The sequence below is a fragment of the Cupriavidus gilardii genome (assembly GCF_008801915.1).
GTDB classification, from domain to species: Bacteria; Pseudomonadota; Gammaproteobacteria; order Burkholderiales; family Burkholderiaceae; genus Cupriavidus; species Cupriavidus gilardii.
In genome coordinates, this window is sequence record NZ_VZOV01000035.1 from 20,996 (window position 1) to 35,939 (window position 14,944).

16 protein-coding genes and 2 pseudogenes are annotated in these 14,944 nt (G+C 62.2%); 14 read left to right on the forward strand and 4 right to left on the reverse strand.

Annotated elements, in window-relative coordinates; all coding sequences use genetic code 11:
- Positions 1–31: 31 nt before the first annotated feature.
- The 6 genes from F7Q96_RS24455 to F7Q96_RS24480 all read left to right on the forward strand — a co-directional run bounded on the left by F7Q96_RS24455 (position 32) and on the right by F7Q96_RS24480 (position 5,847).
- Positions 32–619: a winged helix-turn-helix transcriptional regulator gene (locus F7Q96_RS24455; RefSeq protein ID WP_053823578.1), complete on the forward strand. Its 588-nt coding sequence runs from the start codon at positions 32–34 to the stop codon at positions 617–619.
- A gap of 122 nt (positions 620–741) precedes the next feature.
- Positions 742–2,013 carry a beta-ketoacyl-ACP synthase II gene (fabF, locus tag F7Q96_RS24460; protein ID WP_151023450.1) on the forward strand — a complete coding sequence of 424 codons (1,272 nt, stop codon included), beginning with the start codon at positions 742–744 and terminating at the stop codon, positions 2,011–2,013.
- A gap of 144 nt (positions 2,014–2,157) precedes the next feature.
- A complete protein-coding gene (locus F7Q96_RS24465) occupies positions 2,158–2,964 on the forward strand; it encodes an SDR family NAD(P)-dependent oxidoreductase (protein ID WP_151023433.1) in 807 nt (268 codons plus the stop codon).
- A gap of 204 nt (positions 2,965–3,168) precedes the next feature.
- The gene (locus F7Q96_RS24470) at positions 3,169–4,296 is read left to right on the forward strand and encodes an alkene reductase (protein WP_151023435.1); all 1,128 of its coding nucleotides are present in this window, start codon (positions 3,169–3,171) and stop codon (positions 4,294–4,296) included.
- Positions 4,297–4,328: 32 nt separating this feature from the next.
- Positions 4,329–5,078 carry an SDR family NAD(P)-dependent oxidoreductase gene (locus F7Q96_RS24475; RefSeq protein WP_151023437.1) on the forward strand — a complete coding sequence of 250 codons (750 nt, stop codon included), beginning with the start codon at positions 4,329–4,331 and terminating at the stop codon, positions 5,076–5,078.
- Between the two features lie 91 nt (positions 5,079–5,169).
- Positions 5,170–5,847, forward strand: coding sequence for a peroxiredoxin-like family protein (locus tag F7Q96_RS24480; protein ID WP_151023439.1), 678 nt, complete (start codon positions 5,170–5,172; stop codon positions 5,845–5,847).
- A gap of 276 nt (positions 5,848–6,123) precedes the next feature.
- On the opposite strand, the gene F7Q96_RS24485 is transcribed toward F7Q96_RS24480, so the two are convergent.
- Positions 6,124–7,803 (reverse strand): amidohydrolase, encoded by a 1,680-nt coding sequence (locus F7Q96_RS24485; RefSeq protein ID WP_151023440.1) that lies wholly within the window; start codon positions 7,801–7,803, stop codon positions 6,124–6,126.
- 252 nt (positions 7,804–8,055) lie between these two features.
- Here F7Q96_RS24485 and F7Q96_RS27515 point away from each other — a divergent pair.
- The 4 genes and pseudogenes from F7Q96_RS27515 to F7Q96_RS24500 all read left to right on the forward strand — a co-directional run.
- Positions 8,056–8,256, forward strand: a pseudogene (locus tag F7Q96_RS27515) (VWA domain-containing protein); the annotation flags it as partial.
- Between the two features lie 60 nt (positions 8,257–8,316).
- A pseudogene (locus F7Q96_RS24490) lies at positions 8,317–9,108 on the forward strand (VWA domain-containing protein); the annotation flags it as partial.
- A gap of 77 nt (positions 9,109–9,185) precedes the next feature.
- A complete protein-coding gene (locus F7Q96_RS24495) occupies positions 9,186–10,241 on the forward strand; it encodes a glycerophosphodiester phosphodiesterase family protein (protein WP_082371694.1) in 1,056 nt (351 codons plus the stop codon).
- Positions 10,232–10,756 (forward strand): GNAT family N-acetyltransferase, encoded by a 525-nt coding sequence (locus F7Q96_RS24500; RefSeq protein WP_053823581.1) that lies wholly within the window; start codon positions 10,232–10,234, stop codon positions 10,754–10,756. Before F7Q96_RS24495 ends, F7Q96_RS24500 begins: the two co-directional genes overlap by 10 nt.
- A gap of 81 nt (positions 10,757–10,837) precedes the next feature.
- Here the strand turns inward: F7Q96_RS24500 and F7Q96_RS24505 are convergent, their stop codons facing one another.
- A complete protein-coding gene (locus tag F7Q96_RS24505; protein ID WP_053824561.1) occupies positions 10,838–11,242 on the reverse strand; it encodes a VOC family protein in 405 nt (134 codons plus the stop codon).
- Positions 11,243–11,373: 131 nt separating this feature from the next.
- Between F7Q96_RS24505 and F7Q96_RS24510 the strand changes: the two genes are divergently transcribed.
- Genes F7Q96_RS24510 through F7Q96_RS24520 form a run of 3 tightly spaced genes read left to right on the forward strand, consistent with a single transcriptional unit; the run spans position 11,374 to position 13,019 of the window.
- Positions 11,374–11,586, forward strand: a complete 213-nt coding sequence (locus F7Q96_RS24510) for a ParD-like family protein (RefSeq protein ID WP_053824562.1) — start codon at positions 11,374–11,376, stop codon at positions 11,584–11,586.
- Entirely contained in the window at positions 11,583–12,356 is a 774-nt protein-coding gene (gene map, locus F7Q96_RS24515; protein WP_151023442.1) for a type I methionyl aminopeptidase, read from the forward strand. The genes F7Q96_RS24510 and map overlap by 4 nt, the downstream gene beginning before the upstream one ends.
- Positions 12,357–12,416: 60 nt before the next feature.
- Complete coding sequence (locus F7Q96_RS24520; protein WP_249041717.1) at positions 12,417–13,019, forward strand: cysteine hydrolase family protein; 603 nt, start codon at positions 12,417–12,419, stop codon at positions 13,017–13,019.
- Positions 13,020–13,117: 98 nt separating this feature from the next.
- Here F7Q96_RS24520 and F7Q96_RS24525 read toward each other — a convergent pair whose 3' ends face one another.
- Together F7Q96_RS24525 and F7Q96_RS24530 are read right to left on the reverse strand one after the other, a co-directional pair.
- Complete coding sequence (locus F7Q96_RS24525) at positions 13,118–13,447, reverse strand: DHCW motif cupin fold protein (RefSeq protein WP_151023444.1); 330 nt, start codon at positions 13,445–13,447, stop codon at positions 13,118–13,120.
- 124 nt (positions 13,448–13,571) lie between these two features.
- Positions 13,572–14,051, reverse strand: a complete 480-nt coding sequence (locus F7Q96_RS24530) for a YaiI/YqxD family protein (RefSeq protein WP_151023445.1) — start codon at positions 14,049–14,051, stop codon at positions 13,572–13,574.
- A gap of 110 nt (positions 14,052–14,161) precedes the next feature.
- Here F7Q96_RS24530 and F7Q96_RS24535 point away from each other — a divergent pair, with 110 nt between their 5' ends.
- Positions 14,162–14,515: a YggL 50S ribosome-binding family protein gene (locus tag F7Q96_RS24535; RefSeq protein WP_170265967.1), complete on the forward strand. Its 354-nt coding sequence runs from the start codon at positions 14,162–14,164 to the stop codon at positions 14,513–14,515.
- The last annotated feature ends 429 nt before the right edge of the window (positions 14,516–14,944 follow it).

The window sequence follows — 14,944 nt, forward strand, 5'->3', positions numbered from 1 at the left end:
CCAGCATTTTCCAGCCCTGCGGAGGCACGTCATGAAACGGACCGACGTCGGCACCTCATGTTGTCCGGTCGCACGCAGCTTGTCCCATGTGGGCGAGTGGTGGAGCATCCTGATCCTTCGCGACGCGATGATCGGTCTGACCCGATTCGATGAATTCGAGAAGAGCCTGGGCATCGCACCCAATATGTTGACTCGCCGTCTGGCCAGCCTGGTGGAGGCCGGTCTGCTCGAGCGCGTGCAATATCAGGACCGTCCGCCTCGCTACGAATATTTCCTCACCGAAGCCGGCAAGGCGTTTCGCCCGGTTCTGCTGGCCTTTGTCGAATGGGGCAGCCGATATTTCGCACCCGAGGGCCGCAGCGTGCAATTGGTCGAGCGTGCGACGGGCCGGCCGGTGCGAGTCGGCATGGTCGATCTCGATACCGGCAAGCCGGTCGACGCCCGTGATTACGTCATCGAACCGGGGCCCGCAGCTGATGATCATCTACGTTACTGCTTCGCGTATGGCAAGACCAAGCGCCGTGGCGGCGACACCGGTCTGAAGTTCGTTCCCCCACCCACCTCCGTCGTCGATGACGACGGCGACGGCCGAGCGCGACGCGGCAAAGCGCCAACCTGACACCCGGAACACGGGTCCGCATTCCAACTTCGGCAGTACGACCGGCGACGCCGCGCAGGCGCCTCGCCCGGCCAAGTTCGTCCCAAACTTCCTGCGGGCTTTCAATTGCATAGGCAACAATGATGAGTACAAAGAGAATCGTGGTAACCGGCATGGGTGTGGTGTCGCCGCTCGGATGCGGAGTGGAAGCGGTATGGGGCAGGCTGCTCGATGGCAACTCCGGAATGGTCTTGTTGCCGCAGGACATGGTCGACGGTATCGCGGCCAAGGTGGCAGCGGTGGTGCCAGCGTTCAGCGAGAACGAGCCTGCCGGGTTCGATCCGGCAAGCGCTGTCGAGCCAAAGGACCTGAAGAAGATGGACCGCTTCATTCTGTTTGCGTTGACGGCCGCAAAGGAAGCCCTCGCGCAAGCGGGATGGGCGCCGCGGGACGAGGCAGGGCAGCAGCGCACCGCGACAGTCATCGCATCGGGTATCGGCGGCTTTGGCGCAATCGCAGAGGCGGTGCGCACTACTGAAGCCCGCGGACCTCGTCGCCTGTCGCCCTTCACGATTCCCAGCTTCCTCGCCAACATGGCTGCAGGCAACGTGTCGATTGCGCATGGCTTCAAGGGCCCGCTAGGCGCGCCCGTGACGGCGTGTGCCAGCAGTGTGCAGGCCATTGGAGATGCGGCGCGCATGATCCGGGCCGGCGAGGCGGATGTTGCCATTTGCGGCGGCACCGAGGCGGCGATCGATCGCGTCAGTCTTGGAGCCTTCGCAGCGGCGCGTGCGCTGTCAACGGGCTTCTCGGACAGACCGGCTCAGTCGTCGCGCCCGTTCGACCAGGCCCGCGATGGCTTCGTCATGGGCGAGGGCGCCGGCCTGCTGGTTATCGAGGAGCTCGAGCACGCGCTGCGACGAGGCGCCACGCCGATCGCGGAGCTGGTCGGCTATGGCACCACGGCCGACGCCTATCACTTGACGTCCACACCGGACGATGGCGACGGCGCACGCCGTGCCATGGCGCTGGCGCTACGACAAGCCGCAATCGCGCCGGAGGCTGTCCAGCATCTGAACGCGCATGCCACCTCGACACTGCTGGGCGATCGCAGTGAACTGGAAGCCGTCAAGGCCGTATTTGGAAGAGGCAAAGGTCCAGCCGTTTCGGCAACGAAATCCGCCACAGGGCATTTGCTCGGGGCAGCTGGAGGCATCGAAGCCATCTTCACCGTGCTGGCTCTGCGCGACCAGATTGCGCCGGCTACCTTGAATCTCGTCGAACCGGATCCCGCGGCGGACGGCGTCGATATCGTCCACGGATCCCCACGTGCGATGGCGATGGAGTACGCGATCTCGAACGGCTTTGGCTTTGGGGGCGTCAATGCGAGCGTGGTGTTCCGCCGCTACTGCTGACGCTGCGGTATGACGCCTGATGCCGCGGCGAGCCGCTATGCCGGCGAGGAATAACACCTATTCTTTCCAACGCCTGCCATGACATGCAACACCGCTTCACTATCGCCAAACGGCGACATTCACTGAAGAACAAGGAGTTACATCATGCATGTACAAGGAAAGAGGGTGCTGATCACGGGCGGCTCCAGCGGCATCGGCCTTGCCACTGCCGAAGCGTTGCTCAGCAAAGGCGCATCGGTGGTGATCGTTGGTCGGCGGGCCGCCGTGGTGGAACGGGCGCTCGCCCGCTTGCGGGTCATTGGCCACGCAGACGGCGTCGAAGCGGACATTACTACCGAGGCGGGGCGCATGCGGGCACTGGCGGAGGCGCAGAGTCGCATGGGAGGCTTGCAGGTGCTGATCCACAGCGCTGGCGGCGTGCGTGCGGGACGACTGGAGGAGACGCCGGAGGACGACATCCGCAAGATGGTGGAAGTCAATCTGCTGGCGCCGATCTTGTTGTCACGTCTTGCCTTGCCGATGCTGCGTGCCTCCTCCAGTGGCGGCATGATCGTCAATATTTCATCCGGCATCGCGCTGGTCGGCGTGCCGTTCTACGCGACCTATGCCGGCGTCAAATCCGGCATTGCGCATTTTGGCGAGGCAATGCGGCGCGAATTGAAGGGCGAGGGTGTGCATGTGCTGACGGTATATCCAGGGGCGACCGACACTCCAATGATGTCATCGTCCGATGCCGGACCGGAACTCGGCTTCGTACGCGAGCCGGCCTCCACTGTGGCGGACGCGATCGTCAAGGGGATCGAGCAGGACGCGATGCAGGTCATTCGCGGTGGCGAGGTTCGGGCCGCGATGATTGCGCAGAACCGCACGGATCCTGCCGCATTGGACCAGCGTTTCGCTGCGTTGAAGCCGAAGCTGCTCCAGGCCGTCAAGCGGCACGTCGCGCTGTAGCACCATTCGCCCTTATGTCGGCGACCGTCGCATCGCGCTGGCGCGATGTGCCGGGACACCGGGATGGATTTGCTCGCCTGACTGAACGCCTGGAACGCTGCCATTACTGGCAGGAATGAGTGCTATTGCTCCAGGCTGCCTTCCGCCTCTGCGGACACCGGCGGATCATGCCGTCACCGATTCACTGACATCGAGGTAGACGGCATGCAAGCAACGCAATTGACTCTCTTCACCCCGACCACGGTCGGCCCCTACGATCTGCAGCACCGCGTCGTGCTCGCTCCCCTCACGCGGATGCGGGCCGACCTCAATAACGTGCCTACGGATCTGATGGTGGAGTACTACGCGCAGCGTGCGACCCAAGGTGGCTTGCTGATCGCGGAGGCAACCGCCGTGTCGCCGCTCGGCATCGCCTATGCCGACGGGCCCGGCATCTTCAACGAGGCGCAGGCGGCGGGATGGAGGCGCGTCACCGATGCGGTGCACGCCAAGGGCGCGCGGATCTTCCTGCAGCTATGGCATGCGGGACGACAAGCGCATCCCGCCAACATCGGCGGGGAAACGCCGATCGCGCCTTCCGCGATTCGGGCCCTCGAACATGCGGCCATTCGCGATGCGCTGGGAAATATCGTCGAGGCCGAGCAGGTCATGCCGCGCGCGCTCGCCATCGACGAGATTCCGGCAGTGGTGGAGGAATTCCGGCGCGGCGCGGAACTCGCGAAGGCGGCCGGTTTTGATGGGGTGGAGCTGCATGCGGCGAACGGATATCTGTTGGACCAGTTTCTGCTCGATGGCTCGAACCGCCGGACCGACGCCTACGGCGGGCCGGTGGAGAACCGCGCGCGCCTTCTGTTCGAGGTGCTGGATGCCGTCCGTTCGGTCTGGGGGGATGGGCGCGTGGCGGTGCGGCTGTCGCCCAGCGGCACCTACGGCACGATGTCGGACCGCGACCCACATGGCACCTTCGGCTATGTCGCCACACGCCTGAACAGCTACGCGTTGGCGTATCTGCATCTGGTCGAGCCGCGTGTGCGGGGCAACGAGGACACCGTCGCCCAAGATACCGACGTATCGGCGCGCCATCTGCGCCCGCTGTACCACGGCACCATCATTGCGGCCGGTGGATTCACTGGCGACAGTGCCGAACTGATGCTCCGCAACGGGACGGCCGACCTGATCGCCTTTGGCCGGACCTTTATCGCCAATCCCGACCTGCCAGAACGCCTGCGCATCGGCGCGCCACTGAATTCCTATGACCGTGCGACGTTCTATGGGGGCGATGCGCGTGGCTATACCGACTACGCCTTTCTTGGCGACATGATCCCAGCGTGATGAGGGGATCGACAAAGGCTAAAGGTGAAGCCATGGGAAAACTCGAAAACAGAACGGCCGTCATTACTGGCGGCAACAGCGGAATCGGGCTCGCAACAGCCAGGCGTTTCGCCAAGGAAGGAGCCTATGTTTATATCGTCGGGCGCCGGCAATCGGAACTCGACAAGGCGGTCCGTGAAACTGACGGCCGTGTTCGCGCGGTGCGGGCCGATGTGTCGAGCCCGGCGGATCTCGACCGCCTGTTTGCCATCGTCGAACGCGAGCGAGGCGGGCTCGATGTGCTGTTCGCTAACGCCGGCGCAATCCACCAGCGAGCACTCGAAGCCATCACGCCGGAGCACTTCGATCAGACCTTCGGCGTCAACGTCAAGGGCCTGATCTTCACGGTGCAGCGAGCCCTGCCGCTGATGCGGACCGGTGGCAGCGTCATCCTGACCGGCTCTGTCGCCGGTGTGAAGGGCCTGCCAGCGCATGACGTCTACAGCGCGGCGAAGGCGGCCGTGCGCTCCCTTGCACGTACCTGGACGATGGAGTGGAAGGGCCGGGGCCTTCGCGTCAACGTGATCAGCCCCGGTGCCATCGATACGCCGATCATCGATAGCCAGGCTCGGACCAAACAGGAGGGCGACGCGCTGCGCGCCGCGTTTGCGGCCGCGACGCCGTTGGGGCGAATCGGTCGACCGGACGAGATCGCGGCGGCGGCGCTGTTCCTGGCTTCGGATGACAGCAGCTTTGTTGCCGGTATCGACCTGTTCGTCGATGGCGGCCTCGCCCAGGTCTGAACGGAATGACTGCTATTCCTGGCGGCCGCCTACCGCGCCCGCTCGTCCTATCCCACTATGGCCAATACCCACTCTCGATTGGAGAACAGACATGTCACTGCAGGAAAAACTCGATGCATTCAAGGCGGACTTCCGCGCGGGTAAGCCGCCGTACAACGCGCCCCCCGAGATCCATCCCATCATGGAACGAGCGACCGCCGAGCTGATCGCCAGTGGCCAGGCCGCACGTGCAGTCAAGGCCAGCGACCGCGCGCCGGAATTTCGTCTGCGCGATCAGGACGGCAACGCGGTATCGTCGGCCGAGCTACTGGAAAATGGGCCGCTCGTGGTCACCTTCTATCGGGGCGTCTGGTGCCCCTACTGCAATATCGAACTGCAGGCGATCAACGAGGTGCTTCCCCAACTCGAGGCACTCGGCGCCAGCGTCGTGGCAATTTCTCCGCAGACGGCAGTCAATAGCCGAAAGTCGGTGCGGACCAATTCGCTCGGATTCCCGGTACTGAGCGACACCAATAACGAAGTCGCGGCTGCATTTGGCCTGCGTTTCAAGCTGCCCGACTATCTGGTCGATCTGTACAAGAAACTGAAGAACGATCTGCCGGCCTTCAACGGTGATCCAAGCTGGACTCTGCCGATGCCAGCGCGCTATGTCATTGGTTCCGACGGCGTCGTACTGTACTCGGAGGTCAACCCGGACTACACCCATCGCCCCGATCCTTCCGACATGTTTTCGGTATTGCAGAGGGCAGCGCCGGCGCAATCGGCTTGATCGCCTTCCACCGGTGGTGTAGCCCCATATCGGTTCAGTGGGAAACTGCGGGGCGACGACGGGGACGATGACATCGCCCCGCCACCGGGGGAGCGCTGGTTCAGTTGAGAGCCCACAAGCTGTCAATAGTCCCAAAAAAACGGCATCCACCGAAACAGAATCGCGCGCATTTTTTGGATGTCTGCCGTTAGCCGAGCACGGCGATTACGCGAAAAAAAGCCCTGCTGAACCATCGTCCAGCAGGGCTTCTTATTGGCGAGATTGCGATCTAGTCGATCAGCGTTGCGCCGATTGATTGCCCTTCGTGTACACCCGTTCACCGGCCACCCAGGTCTCCAGCACCTGAATCTTCCAGATGTCCGGCGGTGCGACCTTGAACAGGTCGCGGTCCACCAGGATGAAGTCGGCCCACTTGCCTTTCTCTAGCGAGCCCAGCGTCTTTTCCTGATGCTGCGCGTAGGCGGCATCGAGGGTGAACGCGCGGAATGCCTGCGGCAGCGTCATCGCTTCCTCGGGATGCCAGCCGTTGATCGGGCGGCCTTCATGGTCAGTGCGCGTGACCGCGGCGTGCAGACCGTAGAACGGGTTGGCCGATTCGACCGGGAAATCCGAGCCGCCCGCGATCACGGTGCCTTGCTTCAGGAAGGTCTGCCAGGCGTAGGCGCCCTTGATGCGCTCCTTGCCGATGCGGTCTTCCGCCATGTTCATGTCGCTGGTCGCGTGCGTGGGCTGCATCGACGCAATCAGGTTCAGCTTCTTGAAGCGCGGGATATCGGGCAGCGATACGACTTGCGCATGCTCGATCCGGTTGCGCAGGTCGCGGCCGCCGACGTCCTTGTAAGCGACTTCCATCGCGTCGAGCACTTGGTGGTTGGTCTTGTCGCCGATCGCATGCACATTGACCTGATAACCGGCCTTCAGCGCCGTCTTCACGTTGGCCTGCATCACGGCATCGCTCATGAACAGCAGGCCGCTATGCGCGTGATCGTCGGTGTAGGGCTCCATCAGCGCGGCGCCACGGCTGCCGAGCGCGCCGTCGCCGTAGAGCTTGACGGCGCGCAGATCGTAGCGGTCGTTGCCGTAACCGATCAGCGGACCCTTGGCGGACAGCGTCTTGAAGTCATCGCCAGTGTCGCGAATCATCCCGTAGATGCGCGTGGTCAGCTTGCCCTGGTCGGCGAATTCGCGATAGATGCGGTCGTCGGCGACGGTCACGCCGGCATCGCCCACGGAGGTCAGACCCAGCGCGTTCAGGTGCGCGACGGCCGCGGCCAGCGCGGCGCGGCGATCGTCGTCGGAGTAGGGCGGAATCACGTTGTTGACCAGCGCCATCGCCTTGTCGATCAGCACGCCGGTCGGATTGCCGTTCGCATCGCGTTCGATACGGCCGCCGGCCGGGTCCTTGGTATCGCGGGTGATGCCGGCCGCCTGCAGCGCCTTGGTGTTCAGCCAGGCAGCGTGGCCATCGACCCGCACCAGGCGCACCGGACGGTCCGATACCGCGGCATCGAGCTCGGCTGCAGTCGGGAAGCGGCCGAGCTTCCAGTTCACTTGATTCCAGCCATAACCCAGCAGCCACTGACGCTGCGGGTTCTTCTGCGCATAGTCGCGGATCTGGCCTTGCGCTTCCTGCAGGCTTTTCGTTCCCGACAGCGAAATCTCGGTCGTCTTGAAGCCCAGCCGGAACACGTGGCCGTGCGCGTCGATCAGGCCCGGCAGCAGCGTCTTGCCCTGGCCGTCGATGCGCTTGGCATCGGGATATTTCGCGCGCAGCGCGGCGGCGTCGCCGGTCTCCAGTACCTTGCCCTGGTCGAACACCAGACCGCTGAAGCTGGCGATCTTGTCGTTCTGCAGCGTGTAGCCCTGTACGGACTCGACCAGCGTGGGAGCGGCGTGCGCATGCACCGCCGCCATGGCGGCCAGTGCGAGCAGACTCGTGCGGATGGACTTCTTCAAGATGACTCCTTGTTGTTGTGCTGTGTTTTCTTATGGTGCTGCCGATGACGCCCGGGGCGGCGCCGATTCGCGGCATAGCGCCGCGAGTCATGGACGGGCGGTGGTCTGCCTTCTGCTCGCCCGCATGACGGGCGGCATCATAAGAGAAAACAGGGGTGCGGGAAAGGCCAAGGGAATGCCCGACCGGGAAACGCAGTACCATCGCCATATCACGTGCCAAGGAGTGCCAAGGAGCGGGGCATGCAGTTTCTCTGGCCACAAATGCTCTGGCTGCTGCTGGGTCTTCCGCTGCTGGTAGCCGCCTACCTGTACCTGATTGCGCGGCGCAAAAAAGCCGCGCTGCTGTATTCCAGTGTTGCGCTGCCGCGCGCCGTGCTCGGTCGCAGGCAACGATTGCGCCGCCACATCCCGCCATTCCTCGTGTTGCTGGGGCTGGGCGTGGCCCTGCTGGCCTGCGCTCGTCCTACCGCGACCGTGACGCTGCCTTCCGACACCGTCACGGTGGTACTCGCGATGGATACCTCTCGCAGCATGGCGGCGGCCGACGTGGCACCTACCCGAATCGCCGCCGCGCAGCACGCCGCCCGCGACTTCATCATCGGTTTGCCGGCCAGCGTGCGTCTGGGCATCGTGTCCTTTGCCGCCACGGCGACCGTCGTGCTTTCCCCCACCGACAGCCGGCAGGACATGCTCGATGCGATCGACCGCTTTCAACTGCAACACGGCACGGCCACCGGCAGCGGACTGATCCAGGCGCTGGCGGTGCTGCTGCCCAACGATGGCATCGACCTCGAAGCGATCATCTTCGGCGGCGAGTCGCTTGCACCCGGATCCGGCGGCAGATCGCTGTCGGAAGCCGCCGCGGCAGAGGCCGTCCGCAAGCGCGAACAGGAACAGCCTTCAGCGAGCCCCGGTTCCTATCGGCACGGCGCGATCATCCTGCTCAGCGACGGCCGCCGCACCACTGGCCCCGACCCGATCGATGCGGCCCGGATGGCCGCGCAGCGGGGCGTCCGGGTCTATACCGTGGGCTTTGGTACGCCGCTGGAAGAGGGGGCGCCGGTGCCGGGTCTTTCTTCGCCGGTGCAACTGGATGAGGCTACGTTGCGGCAGGTCGCGATGTTGACCGATGGGGAGTACTTTCAGGCGAGCTCGGCTGCTGATTTGACGCAGGTTTATCGGAGGTTGAGTAGTCGGTTGGCGCTCGAGCGGAAGGAGGTTGAGGTTGGTGCGTTGTTGGCGGCGGGGGCGGTGGTGTTGCTGATCTTGGCTTGTGGGTTGTCGGTGGTTTGGTTTCGGCGGTGAGGTGCGCACGAGCCGGTTGCCGGGGCAATTTGAGTTTATTCTTGAGCCTCATCCGCTAACACGCCGTCGCCGAGATCATGCGAAAACCGTGGCGAACCCTGGCACTGGCCTTGCCTGTCTTCATCGCGCTCGTCTTTATCAACAACACGACCCTGTTGGCAACGGGAGGTGAGGATCGTCCAACGCTCCTTGCCCACCGTGGCATCTCTCAACAATTCGACCGTACCGACCTGCGCAACGACACTTGCACCGCAACGCGCATCCTGCAGCCGACCCACGAATTTCTTGAGAACACTATCTCGTCCATGCGGGCCAGTTTCGCTGCGGGAGCCGATGTGGTCGAGCTCGACATTCATCCCACCACCGACGGCCATTTCGCCATCTTTCATGACTGGACGCTGGATTGCCGCACCGATGGGCACGGCGTAACGCGCGAACATTCCATGGCGCAGTTAAAGCGTCTGGACATTGGCTACGGCTACACAGCGGACGGTGGAATGACATTTCCTTTTCGCGGCAAGGGCGTCGGTCAAATGCCGTCATTGAGCGAAGTCCTTGCCACCTTTCCCGGCCGGCGCTTTCTCATCAATATCAAAAGCAATGACCCAGCCGAGGGCCATCGCCTCGCTAGCTTCTTGCGGAGCCTTCCCGCCGAGCAGGCCGCGCACCTGATGGTCTATGGCGGCGACAGGCCCATCGCCACGCTGAAATCCGACTTGCCCGCCGTACCGGCCATGTCCCGGGAATCCCTGAAGACCTGCCTGATTTCGTATATCGGCTATGGCTGGACGGGGCTCGTACCAAAAGCCTGCAGAAACAGCGTGATTTTCGTGCCGATCAACGTGGCGCCGTGGCTATGGGGATGGCCGGGACGATTCCTTATGCGAATGCGCGATGCCGGTAGCCACGTATTCGTCATCGGCCCTTATCACGGCGGCGCCTTCTCCGCAGGCATCGATACGTCGCAGGATGTCGGCCGCCTGCCGCCTGGGTACTCCGGCGGCGTGATGACCAATGAAATCGAAGCGATCGCTCCCTTGCTGAAGGAACCGTCGGCACGCAAGGCCGAGACATCGGGAACGATGCCCGCCCCTTGCCACATGACTAGGTCGGAGAAGAACGTATGCGGATAGAGCGCGTCGACAGAATCGCGCCAGAGGCGTTGGCGGCGGAAGACTTTTCCTTCGACATCGAGTACGAGGCGGTCGCCCCATTTGATGGCCCGGGCATGCCGAATGTCGTGCCAGTCGAACCACGGACGAAGGCCTACGGTCTCGATGAATCGTTATCCGAACCGGGCTCCGATTCAAGTCGCCTGCTGCTCGCGGCGAAGGATGGATTGCATCTTGCAGGCTATTTGCTGGCCACCCAAGGGTGGAATGGCTGCGCGAGCATTGACGACATTGCCATATCACGCCGTTACCGTCGCAGCGGCCTCGGCAAACGTCTTATGGACGAAGCCGTGGCGTGGGCGGCGGCTTTGAACCTCAGGGCGATCCGACTTGAAACGCAATCGTCCAACGTGTCAGCTTGCCGCTTCTATGCACGCTACGGCTTTGTGCTGGGTGGGTATGACCGCTATCTGTACAGCCAGCTAGACGAGAATGTCAGGAAGGACGTCGCACTGTACTGGTATCTGTTCCTGTAGCTCGCGCACTTGGCGTATCGCCGACGCGAATGCCCGGTCGTAGCCGCATATGGGCCGCGCCCGTATTGCGGAAATGGTCTTCTATCGCGGGTCGAAACTTAGTTCAAGCCGTGTGCCACCCGGTTCCATCACCATCGCATGCCACTTGGGACCCTTGCCGGACAGCTCCGGCGCAAACTCGACCTGGACACCGGGAAAAGCCCGGACCCGTTCAAAAAGCCTATCGAGTGATGACCGATCCGGAACCTTCAATGCAAGGTGATGAAGGCCGACGGTGTTCTTGCGATCGAAGGCCGCGAACGCCGTCGTATCCGCGACTTGCCACAGCGTGATCTTCGCTGTCCCGTCCGTTACGTACGCCGCGGGATAGGCAGGGTTGCTGCCGAAGATCCGCCACCCCAGGCATTCCGTAAAGAAGCGCGTCGACGCTTCGAGGTTTGCGACGGTAAGGCCAATGTGGTCGATGCCGAGAGTCGCGGCAGTCATCGTGTCTACCTCCATTCTTTGTGTTGTTTGGCGGAGATTGTGGCACGGCCGCATGGGGCGACAGGCGAATCCACTTGCTTTGTCAACGGCATATGCATATGATCCATATACGTTTCATATATGGCATCGAAATGGGCATAGTAAATATCGACGACGATCTGCACGATCAAATACGCAAGGCGAGCGCCGTGTCGTGCCGGTCGATCAATGCGCAGGCGGCCTTCTGGATCAAGATCGGCATGCTGTGCGAAATGAATCCGACGCAGAGCTTCAATGAGATCGTGGCGACGGAATTGCGGGCGGCCGGCGTGGCGCCGCAAGGCATCAAGGTCGCGTCGACATGACGAAGCGGCCTGAAGAAATTGCCATCATGGCGGAGTCGGGCAGATTGCTGGCGCAGGTGTTCAGCCACCTGGACCGGCTCAATTTGATCGGCATGTCGACCATGCAGGTGAACGACCTGGTCGACAGCTATATCGTCAACGAACTGAAAGCACGCCCCGCAAGCAAAGGGCAGTACGGCTATGCCTACGCGCTGAACTCATCCCGCAACAACGTCGTCTGCCACGGCATCCCCTCGACGTCCGAAGTCTTGCAGAACGGCGATATCGTCAACTTCGATATCACGTTGGAGAAGAACGGCTATATCGCGGATTCCAGCAAAACGTACCTCGTTGGCGAAGTGTCGCCGCTAGCCAAGCGCCTCGTGCAGGTTACCTACGAGGCCATGTGGAAGGGAATCCAGACCGTTCGGCCCGGCACCAGGCTTGGCGATGTCGGACACGCGATCGAGCGGCACGCCCGCAGGCATGGCTATTCGGTCGTAAGGGAATATTGCGGCCATGGCATCGGCCGGGAAATGCACGAGCCTCCAGAAGTCCTTCACTGGGGACGGCCGCGAACGGGGTTGGTGCTGCGCGAAGGCATGGTGTTCACCATCGAGCCGATGATCAACCAGGGCGGGCACGCCGTTCGGACCGAAGAAGACGGCTGGACGGTGGTGACGCGCGATGGGCAACTGTCCGCGCAATTCGAGCACACGGTGGCTGTTACCGGAAACGGCGTACGCGTTCTGACATTGCGTCCCGGTGAAAGAGTGCCGAATTTTGGCTGATGATGACCGTGGTAGAGTCGATCGTTGTTCTCCATCGAGCCCACAGTGGATCAAACCGATATGGAAAGCACCGGCGATCCGTCCGATATGACCACGCAGATTCCGGCAATCGTTCCAGCGAAGACGGCGCTGTTGGTCATGCACTATCAGACCGACATCCTCAAGCTGTTTCCTTCGGTCGCGCCCACATTGCTCGCCAACACGCGCAGGCTGTGCGATGCTGCCCGGGACAAAGGCGTCAGCGTCTATTTCGCGAAGTTCCACTTCAGTCCCGGCTATCCGGAAGTCAGCCCGATGAACAAGAACGGGCAGGGCGTCAAGCAACTGGGCCTTTTCGTCGAAGATCAGATTTCGCCGGAGCTCGGCCGGCAAGCCGATGAGCCGATCATCATTGCCCACCGTGCCAGCGTGTTCTTCGGTACCGATCTGCAGGTCAGGCTATCCGCGCAAGGCATTGATACGCTGATCATGGTCGGCATTGCGTCGACCGGCGTGATGCTGTCTTCGGTCGCCTACGCCAGCGATGCGGATTTCCGTTTGTTCACGGTCAAGGATTGCTGCTACGACCCGGATCAGGTCGTGCATGATCATCTCTTTGCGACAGCGTTTGAGTCGCGTACGACGGTGCTGACGTTGGCGGATGCCTTGGCATTGCTTGCCTGACATCGCGAGCAGGCCGACGGCGGGTAGTCGGTCAAAGACAGAAACGCGGTCGCCCCTACCGCCGCTAAAACACCGGCGACGCAAGACGCCGATATCGCTCAGTCGACTACAAATAGCTTTGCCCCGGTCTCCGTATACGAACGGTGCGCTTCGGCGTTATCCGCGACTTGATAGCTCATGCCCGGTGTGAGGATGTACTTCCTACCGTCGGCGAGCTCCGTATGCAGTTCGCCTTCCAGGCAAAACAGGATATGTCCCTTGGAGCACCAATGATCGGCGAGGTAGCCGGGAGTGTACTGGACTAGGCGAACCCGAATCTGGCCGAATGTACGTGTGTGCCAGTATGCCGTTCCGCTTTCTCCGGGATGCTCCGTACGCTCAACGGTTGACCAATCGGTCGTGCCGAAAGGTATGTCGCTCATCTGCATTGATCTGCTCCAGGCTGATTCACTCAAAAATTTGACTGCTCTGCGTCTGAGTGGCGGCATATTCGTACGGCCCCGCTCCGTCCCTCCTCAGTTGGTTCACGGCCTATCGGCACATGCTTTAAAGCTATGGCTCAGTAGGCCCGGAGGCGGCCTTCGGCGGTGCGTGGCGTGCGAGAAACCGATCCAATTGTCCGGCAAACCCCTTGCTGTCCTGGGCGGAATACGGCGCCGGCCCACCGGTATCGATTCCTGAGGCGCGAAGCTGATCCATCACCTCACGCATCGTCAACCGCTCCTGAATATTCTCGCGCGTGAACCAGCTTCCTCTGGGATCCAGTACGTGAGCACCCTTGTCTAGGGCAGCTGAGGCAAGAGGTATATCCGCCGTAATCACGAGATCCCCCGTCGTCACCAGCTCGACGATACGATCGTCGGCGGCATCAAAGCCGGCCGGCACCTGGATTGATTTGATGAAGCGCGAAGGCGGCGTGCGCATGTACTGATTGGCGACCAGCGTGACGCACACCTCGACCCGCTGCGCCGCTCGGTACAACATTTCCTTGACGACGGCGGGGCAGGCGTCTGCGTCAACCAGTATTTGCATCGCGGTAGTTCGGTTGGGGTGAAGACGGTCATGATACTGCCTGCTTCGGCTGACACTCTCCCAAGAACTGGCACAATTGCGCCTTTCCCATGAAGCATCAAAGGATTCCCATGAAGTCTTCCCGCCGCTACAACCACCGCCAACGCAAGAAGCTCCATATTGGCGAGTATCAGGAACTGGCATTCGAAGTGATGGCCGACGTCGCCGAGCCGGCTCGCCAAGGCGACCCCGAGGCCCTGCTTGACCGGTTCCTGAAAGAGGCGATCGAAGCCAACGGGCTGCTGATGGCCGGTGCCATCGACGATGGCCAGTTGTCTGCCTACATCCTGCTGAACGCGGCGCGCGGTTCGGTCAGCGCCGAGCAGCGCGAAGCGGTCGAGAAGTGGTTGCAGGCATCTGGCGATTTCGAGAACGTCCGCGTTGGGCCGCTGCGCGATGCGTGGTATGGCCTGGATCAGCGGTAAACGGGACAGGGCAAAAGAAGGAAGGCCCCGGCATTGCCGGGCCCATTCATGCTGCTACGGCCGTTTGCACGCGACAAGCTACAGTTGTATTGATCGGTGGTTCCGGCTCCGGTGAGGGAAACTTGTACCCTAACGAAATCGTCAGCGATCCATCGCTGTTCGATGCCTTCAAAAAGGACGTACAAGAACAAAATCTCGGCAAGGAAGTCATTGTGGTCTGAGTTGGTAGAGACCTCCTGCGCAAATCTCTAGCACTAGGCAGACGTCGGCTTCGACTTCCAGGAAGGGCGCGCAATTCCCGGTCGCCATTGCATCGTAATGTCTGTGCGTGGCGTCTGGGCTTCCGGCCTTCAAAAGCACGGTCGGGACCTCAGTCCTCCCAAGGCAGGCTACCGCTACCGGTGCACGCGCCTGCTACGCCGGCCCCCC

Excerpts from the sequence above, each read along its gene's own strand:
- F7Q96_RS24455 (WP_053823578.1), top strand. The coding sequence starts at position 32 with ATGAAACGGACCGACGTCGGCACCTCATGTTGTCCGGTCGCACGCAGC.
- fabF (WP_151023450.1), top strand. The coding sequence starts at position 742 with ATGAGTACAAAGAGAATCGTGGTAACCGGCATGGGTGTGGTGTCGCCG.
- F7Q96_RS24465 (WP_151023433.1), top strand. The coding sequence starts at position 2,158 with ATGCATGTACAAGGAAAGAGGGTGCTGATCACGGGCGGCTCCAGCGGC.
- F7Q96_RS24470 (WP_151023435.1), top strand. The coding sequence starts at position 3,169 with ATGCAAGCAACGCAATTGACTCTCTTCACCCCGACCACGGTCGGCCCC.
- F7Q96_RS24475 (WP_151023437.1), top strand. The coding sequence starts at position 4,329 with ATGGGAAAACTCGAAAACAGAACGGCCGTCATTACTGGCGGCAACAGC.
- F7Q96_RS24480 (WP_151023439.1), top strand. The coding sequence starts at position 5,170 with ATGTCACTGCAGGAAAAACTCGATGCATTCAAGGCGGACTTCCGCGCG.
- F7Q96_RS24495 (WP_082371694.1), top strand. The coding sequence starts at position 9,186 with ATGCGAAAACCGTGGCGAACCCTGGCACTGGCCTTGCCTGTCTTCATC.
- F7Q96_RS24500 (WP_053823581.1), top strand. The coding sequence starts at position 10,232 with ATGCGGATAGAGCGCGTCGACAGAATCGCGCCAGAGGCGTTGGCGGCG.
- F7Q96_RS24505 (WP_053824561.1), bottom strand. The coding sequence starts at position 11,242 with ATGACTGCCGCGACTCTCGGCATCGACCACATTGGCCTTACCGTCGCA.
- F7Q96_RS24510 (WP_053824562.1), top strand. The coding sequence starts at position 11,374 with ATGGGCATAGTAAATATCGACGACGATCTGCACGATCAAATACGCAAG.
- map (WP_151023442.1), top strand. The coding sequence starts at position 11,583 with ATGACGAAGCGGCCTGAAGAAATTGCCATCATGGCGGAGTCGGGCAGA.
- F7Q96_RS24520 (WP_249041717.1), top strand. The coding sequence starts at position 12,417 with ATGGAAAGCACCGGCGATCCGTCCGATATGACCACGCAGATTCCGGCA.
- F7Q96_RS24525 (WP_151023444.1), bottom strand. The coding sequence starts at position 13,447 with ATGCAGATGAGCGACATACCTTTCGGCACGACCGATTGGTCAACCGTT.
- F7Q96_RS24530 (WP_151023445.1), bottom strand. The coding sequence starts at position 14,051 with ATGCAAATACTGGTTGACGCAGACGCCTGCCCCGCCGTCGTCAAGGAA.
- F7Q96_RS24535 (WP_170265967.1), top strand. The coding sequence starts at position 14,162 with ATGAAGTCTTCCCGCCGCTACAACCACCGCCAACGCAAGAAGCTCCAT.